At 48.6% G+C, this 14,575-nt stretch carries 16 protein-coding genes and 1 riboswitch; of the genes, 12 read left to right on the forward strand and 4 right to left on the reverse strand.

Annotation, left to right across the window (positions count from 1 at the left end; genetic code table 11):
* The first annotated feature begins 12 nt into the window (after positions 1-12).
* The 7 genes from J7E85_RS18495 to J7E85_RS18525 all read left to right on the forward strand — a co-directional run bounded on the left by J7E85_RS18495 (position 13) and on the right by J7E85_RS18525 (position 6,300).
* Positions 13-2,133 carry an ADP-ribosylglycohydrolase family protein gene (locus tag J7E85_RS18495; RefSeq protein ID WP_215160253.1) on the forward strand — a complete coding sequence of 707 codons (2,121 nt, stop codon included), beginning with the start codon at positions 13-15 and terminating at the stop codon, positions 2,131-2,133.
* Between the two features lie 20 nt (positions 2,134-2,153).
* Positions 2,154-3,065 carry a ribokinase gene (gene rbsK, locus J7E85_RS18500; RefSeq protein ID WP_215160255.1) on the forward strand — a complete coding sequence of 304 codons (912 nt, stop codon included), beginning with the start codon at positions 2,154-2,156 and terminating at the stop codon, positions 3,063-3,065.
* A 250-nt stretch (positions 3,066-3,315) separates the two neighbouring features.
* Positions 3,316-3,501, forward strand: coding sequence for a hypothetical protein (locus J7E85_RS18505; protein WP_074961828.1), 186 nt, complete (start codon positions 3,316-3,318; stop codon positions 3,499-3,501).
* A gap of 416 nt (positions 3,502-3,917) precedes the next feature.
* Positions 3,918-4,466, forward strand: a complete 549-nt coding sequence (locus J7E85_RS18510; protein WP_215160257.1) for a nucleotidyltransferase family protein — start codon at positions 3,918-3,920, stop codon at positions 4,464-4,466.
* A gap of 102 nt (positions 4,467-4,568) precedes the next feature.
* The gene (locus tag J7E85_RS18515; protein ID WP_215160259.1) at positions 4,569-5,276 is read left to right on the forward strand and encodes a class I SAM-dependent methyltransferase; all 708 of its coding nucleotides are present in this window, start codon (positions 4,569-4,571) and stop codon (positions 5,274-5,276) included.
* Positions 5,277-5,278: 2 nt separating this feature from the next.
* Positions 5,279-5,743 (forward strand): NUDIX hydrolase, encoded by a 465-nt coding sequence (locus J7E85_RS18520; protein WP_215160261.1) that lies wholly within the window; start codon positions 5,279-5,281, stop codon positions 5,741-5,743.
* Positions 5,740-6,300 (forward strand): histidine phosphatase family protein, encoded by a 561-nt coding sequence (locus J7E85_RS18525; RefSeq protein ID WP_215160262.1) that lies wholly within the window; start codon positions 5,740-5,742, stop codon positions 6,298-6,300. Before J7E85_RS18520 ends, J7E85_RS18525 begins: the two co-directional genes overlap by 4 nt.
* Positions 6,301-6,499: 199 nt before the next feature.
* Here the strand turns inward: J7E85_RS18525 and J7E85_RS18530 are convergent, their stop codons facing one another.
* On the reverse strand, positions 6,500-7,750 hold the full coding sequence (locus J7E85_RS18530; RefSeq protein WP_215160264.1) for a methyl-accepting chemotaxis protein: 1,251 nt from the start codon (positions 7,748-7,750) through the stop codon (positions 6,500-6,502).
* Positions 7,751-7,934: 184 nt separating this feature from the next.
* Positions 7,935-8,657, reverse strand: a complete 723-nt coding sequence (locus J7E85_RS18535) for a class I SAM-dependent methyltransferase (RefSeq protein WP_215160266.1) — start codon at positions 8,655-8,657, stop codon at positions 7,935-7,937.
* Between the two features lie 143 nt (positions 8,658-8,800).
* Between J7E85_RS18535 and J7E85_RS18540 the strand changes: the two genes are divergently transcribed.
* Together J7E85_RS18540 and J7E85_RS18545 are read left to right on the forward strand one after the other, a co-directional pair.
* Positions 8,801-9,499, forward strand: coding sequence for a nucleotidyltransferase domain-containing protein (locus J7E85_RS18540; RefSeq protein ID WP_215160268.1), 699 nt, complete (start codon positions 8,801-8,803; stop codon positions 9,497-9,499).
* A 117-nt stretch (positions 9,500-9,616) separates the two neighbouring features.
* Entirely contained in the window at positions 9,617-9,715 is a 99-nt protein-coding gene (locus J7E85_RS18545) for a sporulation protein YjcZ (RefSeq protein ID WP_215160270.1), read from the forward strand.
* A gap of 71 nt (positions 9,716-9,786) precedes the next feature.
* Here the strand turns inward: J7E85_RS18545 and J7E85_RS18550 are convergent, their stop codons facing one another.
* Entirely contained in the window at positions 9,787-10,392 is a 606-nt protein-coding gene (locus J7E85_RS18550; protein ID WP_215160272.1) for a Ykof family thiamine-binding protein, read from the reverse strand.
* A gap of 85 nt (positions 10,393-10,477) precedes the next feature.
* A riboswitch (TPP riboswitch) is annotated at positions 10,478-10,580 on the reverse strand.
* A 181-nt stretch (positions 10,581-10,761) separates the two neighbouring features.
* Entirely contained in the window at positions 10,762-11,364 is a 603-nt protein-coding gene (locus tag J7E85_RS18555; protein WP_215160274.1) for a nitroreductase family protein, read from the reverse strand.
* A gap of 523 nt (positions 11,365-11,887) precedes the next feature.
* Between J7E85_RS18555 and J7E85_RS18560 the strand changes: the two genes are divergently transcribed.
* From J7E85_RS18560 to J7E85_RS18570, 3 genes are read left to right on the forward strand one after another with little or no spacing between them, the layout of a single operon-like run.
* Positions 11,888-12,841 carry an ABC transporter permease gene (locus tag J7E85_RS18560; protein ID WP_076325075.1) on the forward strand — a complete coding sequence of 318 codons (954 nt, stop codon included), beginning with the start codon at positions 11,888-11,890 and terminating at the stop codon, positions 12,839-12,841.
* Positions 12,831-13,778, forward strand: coding sequence for an iron chelate uptake ABC transporter family permease subunit (locus J7E85_RS18565; RefSeq protein WP_098747217.1), 948 nt, complete (start codon positions 12,831-12,833; stop codon positions 13,776-13,778). Before J7E85_RS18560 ends, J7E85_RS18565 begins: the two co-directional genes overlap by 11 nt.
* A complete protein-coding gene (locus J7E85_RS18570; protein WP_076325073.1) occupies positions 13,775-14,533 on the forward strand; it encodes an iron ABC transporter ATP-binding protein in 759 nt (252 codons plus the stop codon). The genes J7E85_RS18565 and J7E85_RS18570 overlap by 4 nt, the downstream gene beginning before the upstream one ends.
* The last annotated feature ends 42 nt before the right edge of the window (positions 14,534-14,575 follow it).

Consider the following 14,575-nt stretch of genomic DNA (forward strand, 5'->3'; position numbering starts at 1 on the left):
GAGGGAGAGCAAATGATACCTGAACATTATTTGGAGACGGTATATGCAGGATTCATCGGTATGAACATTGGCATCAGGCTCGGTGCCCCCATCGAACCGGTTGCTTGGACTTACGAACGCATTCGGGATGTGTACGGCGATATCCGGGATTACGTGAAGCCGTACAAAACCTTTGCCGCCGACGATGACGCGAACGGACCGGTATTCTTTATTCGCGCGCTGTATGACGATGCGACGGACCGAGAGCTTGAGCCAGAAGATGTTGGCAAGGCATGGCTCAACTACGCAAGGGAAGGGATCGGCATGTTTTGGTGGGGCGGCGAGGATATCAGTACGGAGCACCGTGCTTATGTTAATCTGCGCAAAGGCATTTCAGCCCCCCGCTCCGGTTCGATTGAGGTCAACGGCACGGAGATGGCGGAGCAGATTGGCGGCCAGATCTTCATCGATTCCTGGGGCCTGCTGTTCCCGGGTCAGGCGGAGAAAGCGGCGGATTATGCGGAAAAAGCCGCCAGTGTCTCGCACGACGGCAACGGGCTGTACGGCGCCCGCTTCATGGCTGCTTGCATAGCCAAAGCCTTTGATGCTTCATCCATGGATGAGATTATCGCGGAAGGACTTCGCATGATTCCGGATGACTCCACCTATGCGGGCGTGGTCCATGCGGTGATGGACTTCCACCGGGAGCATCCATCGGATTTCAGCGCTTGCCGTCAATATTTGGAGGATCACTGGGGATATGATAAGTATACTGGCGTATGCCACATTATCCCGAATGCGGGCGTGTGCGTGCTTGCCCTTCTATATGGCGAGGGGGATTTTGCCCGCACGGTCGAGATCGCATCGATGTGTGGCTGGGACACCGATTGCAACGCAGGAAACGTGGGCACGATCATAGGCGTTTACGGCGGCCTGGCGGGGATTCCGGATCATTATCGCAAGCCGATCAATGACTTCATCGTGGCTTCCAGTGTATCCGGTTATTTGAATCTGGTGGATTTTCCGACATTCGCCAAAGAGCTTGCCCTGCTTGGCTATCGACTCAATGGAGAGAAGGCACCCGAAGCGTTGGTGTCGCGGGTGAAGCAAGGCGAGGTGTATTTCGATTTCGACCTGCCGGGGTCCACGCACGGCTTTCGGACAAGCAATTCGTTCAAGACGCCTGTCTTGCGCCATACAACCAGGAATTCCTATGCTGGTCGAGGATCCTTGGAAGTCGTCTTTGACCGACTGGTAGAAGGCGACAGCAGCAAAATCTACTATAAACCGTTCTATCGGCGTGCGGAGTTTAACGATGAGAAATATAAGCCGACCTTTGCCCCCTTGGCCTATAGCGGGCAGACCGTATCCGCCCAAATTTATGTCGACCAGTGGGAGGGTGAACCGGTAAGACTGACCCCGTATGTACGGAATACGTTTACACAGGAAGATGTGTGTCTTGAGGCCGTTACTCCGGTTTGCGGAGAGTGGAATACGATTCAATTCGTCATTCCGGATACCGAAGGCGCCATGATCGATGAAATCGGCTGGATACTCGAGAGCCCGTCGCCGCTATTGAACCGCGCTATCGGTAGTTTGTTAGTCGGGCAATTCCGCATCACGGGAGCGGCGGATTATACGATCGATTTTGCCAAGCAGGCCAAAGAGTTCGCTTCTGTCACTCCATTCTCTCATCATCGAGGAAAATGGGAGCTGCGTGACGGAGCACTGCATTGTATATCTGAAGGAGATACCTCGTCCTATTCCGGCAATTACTATGCCGGAGATATGGAGATTGAAGCGACCATTAGACCAATATCAGGCACCAGCCATTGTCTGATTACAAGGGCGCAAGGGGTCATGCGGCATTATCTGGCCGGGTTCGACGGTCCGAATTCCGTATCGTTTATCAAACAGGACTTCGGGATCAAGCGTCTGATTACGGCAAGATACGATTGGGAATGGGGGAAAGAATACCGCCTGAAGCTGGTATCCGAAAAGGATCGGTTCATCTTGTATATTAATGGAGACAATGTGCTAGAATGCAAGGAAACCGTCTATGGTCATGGCATGTTCGGCTTTGGCTGCTTGGAGGATGGCGAGAACGAGATTAGGGATGTTCACGTCCGTACATCAGAGCCGAAGTCGGTTTAAGAGAAGGGAGCAGGTTATCTTTGCGCAAGCTAGTTGTCATTGGAAGCATTAATATGGATGTTGTGAGTAATGTAGAGCAGTTTCCCCGGCCCGGGGAAACGATTCACAGCAGGGGTACATCTTTTTTTCCTGGGGGGAAAGGAGCGAATCAGGCTGTGGCTGCCGCCTCAGCAGGTGCGGATTGTGCTATGGTCGGCGCGGTTGGTCTTGATCCTTTTGGGAATACACTGGTTGCTTCCTTGGAGGAGCGCGGGGTTGGCGTTACATCCATCCTCTCCAAGACAGGCACCTCGGGGATTGCGATCATCACGGTCAATGAGGAAGGCGAGAATTATATCGTGCTGTCGGAAGGAGCCAATGGGCGGTTGACCGAAGAAGACGTAGCGACTGAGGTGAACTGGGATGGAATATACGCTGTGCTGCTGCAGAATGAAGTTCCGTGGCAGACGACGGAGTATGTTATTCAATCGGCCAGCAAGGCAGGCGTTCGCGTCTGGCTGAACCCGGCGCCTGCGCGAAAGATCCCTCATGACGTGTTGCCGTTGCTCGATACTTTGATCGTGAACGAAACGGAAGCTGAAGTGGTAAGCGGCATGAAGGTGGAGGACGCTGCTTCAGCAGATGCGGCTGCAGCGTCGATTATCGGCAGAGGCACCTCCAACGTGATCATCACCCTTGGCGAGCAAGGCTGCTTCTATGGGAATGCACAAGGCGAGCGTTTCACCGTTCCGGCTTTCCGCGTCAGACCCGTGGATACCACGGCGGCAGGAGATACCTTCATCGGTGCTTATGCGGCAGCTTGCACGGAGGGACTGGAAACGGAAGAAGCGCTTCAGTTTGCAACTGCAGCGGCTGCACTGACGGTGACCCGGCCAGGCGCGCAAGCCTCCATACCGTCCAAGGAAGAGATTGTGGCTTTTATAAATAAGTAATTCGTTGCACAAGCGGGAGGGCGTCTTCATTTGCCTTCTCGCTTTTGTTATCTTACCCCACTCGTTTTTCGAATGTGCGACGGAGGTGTCCATGACGGCGATTCATCATCTATTCCGGATCTGATGAGGTTGCAATGGTGGTGAGCCATATTATGTGAGATCTAAATGGAACTGCCCGACATGTTCTGCCGAACCCTTTCATATATGTAAGAGTGATAATAATGAATCTATGAAATGGGGTATCTGACAAATGGCAAAACAAAAAAGAGGCAAATCCTTGTGGAACCTACCAACTCGCGCGCGCGGTACATGTCCGGTGTGCAAGAGTACCCGAACTAAATTGTTGTATCCCCGAACCAAATCGGACGGGACTGCCCTGAAAGTGTGCAAGCGCTGCGACGGCGCTTCACAGGAGCGGGTGGATGCGGCTGTGTAGCTAACACCACTGGCCTTGATTGTTCGGTAGTGGGATTATTTCGTGCATGGCTGTCCGAAATCCGGCTTATAAGCTCTCTTACATGAGCATACCGAAGTCAATCTGGCTCAAGTTGAAGCTGTTATGGCGCATGCATGCTCAGATTTCTGTCCAACATGCAGCTCGGGTATCACCCGTTGCGTCCCATAATCCCTGCTTTCTCTTGCCGTTCAGGGATTATCTGGAATATAATAGTTATATCTATGAGTGTGCATAGACCGTTTCCTTCTCTTCGTGAAGCGGTCTATGCTTTTTTACACGAATACAGGATTTTAGGGTACGCTCTTATTCAAGTTGCAGCTAACTAATATAAGAACATGTGGCAGTTGAATGGTAAGAGGGCAGAAAAGAATATCAAGTCATTGGCGGTGGATGGTATGTTAGAGAAACGGTTAAATGATTACATAAGCCAGCATCAGCAATTGATGACGGATTTGGTCATCGTTCGCGACTTAGGGCTGCCGCAATGCTATATTGCTGCAGGCTACATACGAAATTATGTGTGGGACTTGCTTCATGGGTTAGAAGGGACGGATCGGCATACGGATATCGATGTGGTGTATTTCGATCCGGAAGATGTGTCTGAAGCGCGGGATATTCGATTGGAAGAGCTTCTAAGAACAACAACGGGGAATCCGAAATGGTCGGTCAAGAATCAGGCCAGAATGCATGTGAAGAATGGAGATGAGCCCTATCACTCGACCCATGATGCGTTAGCTCATTGGACGGAGACGGCTACCGCGGTCGGGGCAAGGATGAACGCCGAAGGAGAGCTTGAGCTCTGCTGTCCTTACGGACTGGAGGATTTATTTGCGCTTCGGGTTCGCAGATGCCCTAACTTTCATAAGCGACGCTATTATTTGGAACGGGTAGGGAAGAAGCAATGGAAGGATCAGTGGCCGCAGCTAACGATAAGCAAAGATTAGAAAAGGGTATCCTAGCAGGAGTTGCAGCGAGCAAGGAAATGGGCTTGGTCCATATGGAATTTATAGATTGACGTTATAACGGCCAGGACAAGGGGATATAGCATGGACATATTCAACCGCGCACGTGAAAAGGAAATATCGTATCACGAGACATTGTACGAAGAAGCCGTACTGTTTCAACCTGGGAGCTGGTTAGCCAAGCCCGTTCAGACGGTCCTGGATCATTTGGAATTATTGCCGTTTCGTGAGATGCGGGTACTGGATCTAGGCTGTGGCGTCGGGCGTAACAGCATTCCGGTGGCGCAGCGGATTCAAGCAGTGAACGGGAAGGTCATCTGCGTGGATCTGCTGCCATCGGCAGTTGACAAGCTGCGGCAGTATGCCGTATTGCATGGCGTAAGCTCAAATCTTGAGGCACTTGTGGCAGACGTAGAGCACTATGAAATTGCCGAGGATACTTATCATTACGTCATCGCATGCTCATGTCTGGAGCATATGAGCTCCGAGGAAGTCTTTGTATCCAAGATCAAACAGATCCAGGCTGGAACCGTGGAGCAGGGCGTACATTGCATAATGATGAGCACAGAGGTTAAGGAAATCGATCAGGAGACAGGTTTGGAGGAAGAGGGCTTAATTGAGTTGAATCTGTCGGCCGACAGGGTCTTTTCCATCCTTGATGAGCTGTATTCGGAATGGGAGATCTTAACGAGGCGGCAGGTGCAGCAGGATATTCAGGAAGTGAAGGATGGGAGAGACGTACTTTTCCGAAGTCAATGGATTACCTTCACTGCAAGAAAAGGAGTGTGTTAACCGTGGTGAAACATACGCATCTCGGTGTTTATGGAGTACTGATTCAGCATGATCACATCCTGTTGATCCAGAAAGCGAGAGGGCCACACAAGGGGAAGTGGGATTTACCGGGCGGCTCCATTGAGTTCGGAGAAGAGCCGGAGCATACGCTGCAGCGCGAATTTTTAGAGGAAACTGGGCTTTCTCCAATTAAGGGGAGCATTCGGACGGCTGTATCTTACACGATCGTATATCAGTATGAGGCGAATCAGATGGAAGAGCTGCATCACATCGGCATCATGTATGATGTCGAGCTGTTGGATCTTCAAGCTGTTATCAAAACGGACACTGATGGCCAAGACTCATTAGGAGCCAAATGGATTCCCTTGGAGTCATTGGAGTTGTTGCCGTTAACACCGTTTGTAGAGATGATGCTGGAGCCCGTATTAAAGGGTGAGGCTCATAAAGAAGCAGAGGTTGAAGGATGACGACTATTTATTTTGTGAGACATGCGGAATCTCCCTTTATCGATGGGAAGGAAAGGTCGCGGGGATTGTCCGCGGAGGGTTCCCTGGCTGCGGTTCGAGTCAAGGAATTGCTTCTGGGTGAAGGGATTGACGCTATTACTTCAAGCCCTTATCAGCGAGCCAAGGACACGGTCCAACCATTGGCGGATGCTTTAGGACTCCCGATTGCGGAGCAAGAGGACTTAAGGGAACGGAAGGTCGGAGATTTTCAGAGGCATTCCTTCCTCGATGCCAAAAAGATACTGTTTCAGGATCCAACCACGTCCTTTCCCGGAGGGGAATCCAGCAAAGCCGCACAAAGCCGAGCAGTCCAGGTGCTAGAGGGAATCTTGAATACGCATTTAGGAAAGCGTGTCGTGATTGGCACGCACGGCGACATTATGACACTTATGCTGCAGCATTATGATCAACGATTCGATTATCATTTCTGGCAAGGAATGACGCTGCCCGATATATATCGAGTCGAGTTTGAAGAAGGGCGGCTTGTGAATATCGCGCGGTTATGGAGCGAGCAATAATGCAGGTGTATTTACATGATACATAAGGGGGCTGTCCCATATGAAGGGTCTGCTCACACGGACGGTTCGTCAGATTAAAAAAAAGGGTCCAATGAAGAAATGGCTGTGCTCAGGATGGTATCCTTGCACAGCCATTTTTCGCATTTTCGGTTCGTTTGCTGCTTCGAAAGTAATAGACATGATGTAGGCTGTACCCTACTTAAAATTTGAAAATGTTGATCGTTTTTTGCAGCCGGAAGACGGCATTATTCATCGCTTCTGCTTCCTCGGCCATCTTCTGGATCGATGAGATGCCCTCATTCATGGATGCCGACACCTGCTCCGTTCCTGCGGCGGATTGCTGCGTAATCGCCGATATGTTCTGAATTGCGGAAGAAATGCTCTTCGCACTTTCCAGCATGGATTCGCTCTCCTTGGAGAAAGCGGCGATCTGTTCCGAGATATACTGCACACTGTTTACAATCTCCATGAACACCAGCTCAGCTTCACGGATCATTTCGGTTTGCTGCCTGACGACCTCTTCATTAATTTTTATATTCTGAGTTGCATGTTTCACGTCCGATTCGATGCTCCGTACGAGATTGAATACTTCCCGCGTTGATGATGTGGATTCCTCAGCCAATTTACGCACCTCTTGGGCGACAACGGCAAAGCCAGCGCCATGCTCGCCTGCCCTTGCCGCTTCAATGGATGCGTTCAAGGATAACAAGTTGGTCTGATCGGCAAGTTCCGAGATCGTCTCCGTGATCTGCGTAATTCCCCTGGCGCTCTTAGCCAGCGCATCAATGGATTCCGAGACCTTGGCCGTTGCTTCAATATTACGCTCCATCCCTGCAGACTGCTTGGCAACGGAGTCCCTTCCTTGCTCAACCAGTCCCAGCGTTTCGATCGAACGGGTATTCATTTCCTGGGTTGAATGCGTATAATTGCTGACCTTCTCTTCGATCTCACCGATGGAATGCGTCATTTCGGCTACGTCTTCCGATATTTCGTTAGCGCCGACGGCCAGCTCATTGGAGGATAAGGAGACTTGATTCATCACTTGAATCAGCTCCTGATTTTTAATCGAGATGTTGGAGCTTGACGTCATGACATGGCGGGTGATATCCGAGGTTTCCTGCAATATTTTTCGAAGCTTGTCCACCATACTGTTGAACGTTCGGCTGAGATCGTTCATGCCCCCAACCTCTTCTACCTGGAAGGTGAAGTCGCCTTTGGCGATTTTGGCGGAAACGCTGGAGATTTCCGCAAAGGAATTAGTAAGCGTTTTCTCAATAAGACGAGAAAGAGGAAAAGTAAGACCGGTTAGTGCCACGACGATGACCACGCCAATGATTGCTTTACCCATCAGAATAAATGCAAGCAGCATTGGAACCGCAAACAAAGCGGCAATGAGAAAACAGGCTGCGGTAATTTTTCGCGAGATAGGGAGTCTGTTGAACCATGCCATAAGAATGAGTCCTCCTCAACAACATAGGATATATTTACCATGATTATAGCATCGACAGGCAAAACTAGATATAACGAATTGACAAAAAGTGTTGGATTAGGTCGAAAGTACTGAAATTAAGGAGGGAGAGGGGATACGCAGCAAATATGCGAATCCCCACTTGATGCACAGATATGAAGTGATTTTATTTTACAGCCCGGAATAAGGCGGAAGCGAGATAATCGGTATTATCCAGGATCATGCGGTCATGCTTGAACAACGTTTCCCAGAGCGCCACATCGAACAGGAGTCCTTTATCGCGCTGTTCAAATGTATCCAGATGACGTGTTTGCTCTTCCTTTAACTGCTCATTGAAGTGGTTGTACTCCAGAATTTCTTCCTGTTTAAACCCGCAAGCCAAGAGGGAGTCCGCCCATTCTTCCCTCATCATGAGATTAGGAATACCGAAGAATTCGAGCAGTTCCTGAAGTTTTGCCTCCGGCATGGGTTTATCAAGCAGCAATTCTCTGTCCTGCAGGACGCCTCCACGATCCAGAACGCGGTAATATTCGGGCAGTGATTTCGTAGTATCCGTAAATACGGTAACGGACTCGGCCATGATTAGGTCGAATTGGTTGTCCTCGAAAGGCAATGCGCATACATCCGCTTGTTGGAACTGCACGTCGATTTCCATCGCTTCGGCTCTTGCACGGGCTTTTTTGATCATATTTTCGTTCAGGTCAATGGCTGTTACTTGATACCCCATCTCCGAAAGATGGCATGCGGTTCTGCCCGTTCCACACCCGACCTCCAGAATGCGGCTGCCCGGTTGAATGGGATAATTCTTCAGCATTCGGAGGGTTGCCTCGAATCCTCCCGGGTGGGCACTGCCCATACCTAATTTGGAGAGCATATGAATATAGTTCATCTCATCTATCCCTTCTTCCTTGTCATCAACATGAGGGTAATCGTTTATTTACCATATGATTCAGGTACGTTTAGGGTTTTAGCTGAATTAGATATTTTGAGCCCTTTTTTCGGGAGGATCAGAATCATAATGGAGGAAACGTCATGAGGATGGAACCGGTAGAGGCAGCGGAACGCATCATTCAACACGATTATCCCGACTGTTTGCTTGCTGTGCTTGGCGGCAGCGCGAGCAGAGGCGAATATAATGAACAATCCGATTTGGACATCATGGTTATTGAACGAGATAGTTATGATTTCAGCAGGAAGACGATAGAGGCACATGGGTGGATCGCGGAAATATTTATATTGTCTTTATCCTCCTATCGCGAATATTTCGACGAGGGAGTGAGTGCGGCGAATCCTTCTTTGCAGCGGATGGTCGTAGAAGGGACGGTGCTGCTCGCGCTGCCTGAGGGGGAAGAGGTGCGGGCGGAAGCCCGAAGCGATTTGAATTACGGACCCATACCCTTGATGCTAACCGACATTGACGAATACCGTTATATGCTAACCGAGTACATGCTGGATTTGCAGAGTCCCCGAAGGGACGCCGAAAAGTGGTTTACGGTGCACAAAATAGCGGCGATTCTCTGTGATTTTGTACTTAGGGTGAACCGGGAGTGGACGGGTGAAGGGAAAACGCTGTTCCGTCTGTTCAACAGCTATGACTCGATCTTGGGAGAACGATTGGAAGCAGCGCTCGCGGCGATGTATCGCCAGGATGATCCTTCAGTTCTTATGGCATTCACCGAGGAAATGCTCCGTCCGTACGGAGGCAAGCTTCTCATCGGTTATGAGGAATAGAATTTCCTTGCCAGTATAAAAAGAGGGGTACATTAGCCGTGACACTATCACGAGACGGGCAATACTATAATAGTGTGATTACATCACGTCATTCTTTAAATCCAGGAGGGGATCTTCATGAGCGGAGTATATGGCGGCGGTGGATGGAACAATTCAGTAGGAATGATTTTGGTTCTCTTTATCCTGCTCGTAATTATCTTGAGTGCTTGGGTTTAAACCGTCAAGGTTCTTGGCAGTAGTGACAGGAAGCCCGGCGCTTGCCGGGCTTTTGTCTGCCTCAATAGAACTCAATTCGATGCGGCTTTGACCGAAGGGCTGTGTGCGGACACAACCGCAGTCATGACCAAATGGCTGCTGTCGGATTGAATCGCATGTAAAAACGCCTCTTCAAGCGATCCAAACACCTGGGCCAGTGACCCACTCAATCGGCTGGCGTAATGAACGCTTCCGGCGAATGTCCCGGCTGCCTTCGCACGATTAACTTCACCGTAGATGACATCCATGTAGTTATCGGTACCCATGGGGTAAAGAGCGAATTGGCAGGCAGTCTCAATATCGGCATGTTCCCCGATGTCGTTGTTTAAGAGGGTCGAATCCTCAGTCATATATACATCGGCGTCCGTATCTCCGGGGCAACCGATGGAATAAGTACCATTAAAAACGGTATGCACGCCACTCGCCGCAGCATGGGCGAATATCGCCCTTGTCACATCAAAGACATGCTCTGCACGTCCACGAATACAGGTGCTCACATCATCTGTCCGAATCAACACCTTCCCCGTATCCACGGAATCTAGTGCGCCCATGATGACTTCCACAAACCGGTCCGTCATGGGAAATACCGAGAACCGGCACCCGACGATCCGACTGGTTCCGCATACAAGCTCATTCATTGTTATTTCCTCCCCATGATATAAGTCCACGCAAAAAAAACCGCACCCCATGAAGAAAGTGCAGTTATGCCTACGAAAAGAAATAAACATAAATGCTACACTTCCCCACGCTAGTATGACCTAGATCGGGTGTTAAGGGTTAACGGCAAACCGCCGTCTCTCAGCACATGGCACCCCTAGTACAGCCAACATCCTATGTAGTTGGTTATCGCAAGTTTGCCCGGAGCTTCTGTTATCTTAAAAGTTCGAGGGTTCTTACCTGACTAATTGTATCGCTTAGTGATCGGTTTTTCAATCTTTGCCCATTATAAAAAGACCGCCTATCCAAGTTACTGGAACTTAGGTAGACGGCCTTATTCATCTATTTAATTAGTTGTAAACTTTCACGCGATCTTCCAGCGGTGCAAATTCTTTTTCGCCTGGTTCAACAACCGGCTTACCGAAAGGCATTTGAGCAAGCAGCTTCCAGTTTTCCGGGATGTTCCATTCGGATTTTACTTTTTCGTCGATTAGCGGGTTGTAGTGCTGCAGGGATGCACCCAGACCTTCTGCTTCAAGGGAGGTCCATACTACAAATTGCAGCATGCCGTTGGATTGGTTGGACCAAATCGGGAAGTTGTCGGCATAAGCGGCAAAGTTTTGTTGCAGCCCGGCAATGACGTTGTTGTCCTCGAAGAACAATACCGTACCGTAACCAGCGCGGAATGCGCCCATTTTGTCGGCAGTGGATTTGAATGCTTCTTCATCGCCAACGACTTCCTTCAGGATGCCTTCCGTGATGTTCCACAGTTTATCATGCTGTTCGCCAAGCAATACAACGACGCGTGCACTTTGAGAGTTGAAAGAAGACGGGGTATACTTAACCGCTTCGTTTACGATTTCCTGAATACGCTCGTCCGAGATAACGGATTCTTTGCTAATCCCGTAATAAGAACGGCGACTTTTGAGTGCAGTTGAAAAATCTTTAGACATTGAAAAAAAACCTCCTGGTGTAATCGAATTTACATACGCCTGATAAGAAGATGTCCTTTACTTCAAGCAAATATGCATGTTGCTTATTTAGCAATATTTTAATTATCATTCCATATTAACTTACGTTTAGTTAGGAATAATATTTATGTTAGTATGTTAATATAACTTAGAGTAATTGTCAACGACTTTGATCAAATATAATTTCCCTCATCTATTAAATATGAATTGAATCCGTCTGGCTTTTAGAGAAGCTTCATTATATGGAGGTTTAAACGAAAGGAGTGCTTCCTACCTGAGGCTATTAGCTATGTCTTCTCGAAACTTCATATTATGAACAATTCATGAACAAAATATACAAGTATGAACAAATTAATTGATTTTGATTCTCAATTACACTTGTCGAGCCAGAATGAGGATGATATAATGCATATCAGAGCGCGATTGATAATCAATCTCAATGAGAATGGTGTTGGAAATTGCGAGATCCCGGATATTTAGAGACATACGCATAGAAGGAAGAGCCATGAAGATTAGATACTTATTTGCAGCCGTTGTGGTACTCTCGATAATCTCATTATTTATTGGAGTTAAAGATATCTCGCCACTGCAACTGTTCTCGATGACAGAACAACAACAGCATATTATGCTTGTAAGCCGGATTCCTAGGCTTGTCAGTCTTATATTGGCGGGTGTCAGCATGAGTATCTGCGGATTGATCATGCAGCAGCTCAGCCGCAATAAGTTCGTATCGCCGACCACGGCAGGTACGATGGACTCTGCCAGACTAGGGATTTTGGTAGCCATGCTCGTCTTCACGACAAGCGGTCCGCTTATCAAAATGCTCGTGGCATTTGTATTCGCTCTGGCAGGAACCTTTATCTTCATGAAGATACTGGATCGGATTAAGTTTAAGGATGCGATCTTCATCCCGCTCGTAGGGCTGATGTTTGGTAATATCGTGAGTTCGATAGCCACCTTCTTTGCATACAAATATGATCTTATTCAGAATATGTCCGCATGGCTTCAGGGTGATTTTTCCATGATCATGAAGGGCCAGTATGAAATGCTCTATATTAGTATCCCGCTTTTGATTCTGGCGTATCTGTTCGCCAACAAGTTTACGGTGGCCGGAATGGGAGAGGAGTTTGCAACCAACCTGGGTCTTCACTACCGGAGAGTTGTGAATCTGGGATTGGTCATCGTGGCGCTGGTTACGGCATCTGTCGTGCTGACGGTCGGCGTGATTCCGTTTCTTGGTCTGATCATACCTAATATTGTCAGTTTGTACTTAGGAGACCACTTGAAAAAAAGCCTTTCGCATACCGCGCTGCTGGGGGCCGGGTTCGTACTGTTCTGTGACATCCTGGGCCGGATCATTATTTATCCCTATGAAATTCCGATTAGTCTAACCGTGGGCGTACTCGGAAGCGGTATATTCATTTTCTTACTGATGAGGAGAAAGGCTTATGACTTATAAAGCCAAACTCGGCCTGTTGGCCGCAGCGGCAATCATCCTGGTGGCAGTCTTTCTGTTCATTGATCTTGGCGGCAATTGGGATTACGCGCTTCCAAGAAGAATCAAGAAGGTGCTTGCCATCATTCTGACCGGCGGAGCGATCGCTCTGTCTACCACGGTGTTTCAAACGGTCACGAATAACCGGATACTGACGCCAAGCGTTATGGGATTAGATTCCTTATATGTACTGATCCAGACCACCGTCATCTTTGTCTTCGGATCCTTCACACTGTATAAACTGGGCAGCAACGTTAACTTTCTGATCAACGTCGGCGGGATGATCCTGTTTGCCGGAGTCTTATACAAGATTCTGTTCAAAAGGGAAGGAAACAACATTTACTTCCTGCTGCTGATCGGCATGATTTTTGGAACCCTGTTCTCCAGCATGTCTTCTTTTATGGAAGTGTTGATTGACCCGAACGAGTTCCAGTTTGTGGCCGACAAAATGTTTGCCAGCTTTAACAATGTGAAGACCGAGCTTCTGGTCCTGTCGGTCATTGTCGTTGTGCTGACCTTGCTGTACTTTGCCCGATTTGCCAAGTACCTGAACGTGCTGGCGCTTGGCCGTGAGCAGGCGATCAACCTCGGCGTGAATTATGATTATGTTGTGAAGCGTCTTCTGATTGTGGTTGCCGTTCTGATCTCGGTGGCTACCGCTTTGGTAGGGCCGATCACATTCCTCGGGCTCCTGGTTGTCAATGTTGCGTACGAGGTTATGAAGACATACAGGCATTCATATTTAATTGCAGCATCCATACTGATTAGCATTATTGCACTGGTCGGCGGTCAATTGGTTGTAGAGCGGGTGTTTACGTTCTCTACAACGCTCAGCGTCATTATCAACTTCATCGGCGGTGTCTACTTCATATACCTGCTACTAAAGGAGAGTAAAGCATGATCCAGGTTACGAACGTATCGAAAGTCTATGGCGGCAAAAAAGTCGTTGATAACGTGTCGGTTACGATCCCGAAAGGTCAAATCACTTCCTTTATCGGCCCGAACGGTGCTGGCAAGAGTACCTTGCTGTCCATGATTAGTAGATTAACAGGCAAAGACAGCGGACAAATTACGGTGGACGGTAAAGAGGTCAGCCAATGGAAGAGCGGTGATCTGGCGAAGAAGGTTTCGATCCTGAAACAATCCAACCATATCAGCCTCCGTCTGACGGTGCGTGAGCTTGTATCCTTCGGTCGTTTTCCTTACTCTCAGGGCAGATTGAACGCAGAAGATGAGAAATACGTAGATGAGGCGATCTCTTATATGGAGCTTGGGGATATGCAGCATAAATATCTTCATCAGCTCAGCGGCGGTCAGACCCAGCGTGCCTACATTGCGATGGTTATCGCCCAGAATACAGAGTATATCCTGCTGGATGAACCTCTGAACAATCTGGACATGAAACACTCCGTACAGATTATGAAGATTCTCAGAAAGCTTGTCGCTGATCTGAACAAGACGATTGTAATCGTGATTCATGACATCAACTTCGCTTCCTTTTATTCGGATTACATTGTGGCATTGAAGGATGGAGCCATTGAAAGCGAAGGGAAGACCGAGAACATTATTCAGAGCAATGTGCTTCGCGGAATCTATGACATGGACATTGAGATCGAAGAGATTAATGACAATCGGGTATGTGTCTACTACGGCTAGGCGACATGGTAGTAGAGAGTAGAGGATAAGGATTCTGGGGGA

Origin of the sequence: Paenibacillus sp. ISL-20 (genome assembly GCF_018613005.1) — a bacterium.
Taxonomy (GTDB): domain Bacteria; phylum Bacillota; class Bacilli; order Paenibacillales; family Paenibacillaceae; genus Paenibacillus_AQ.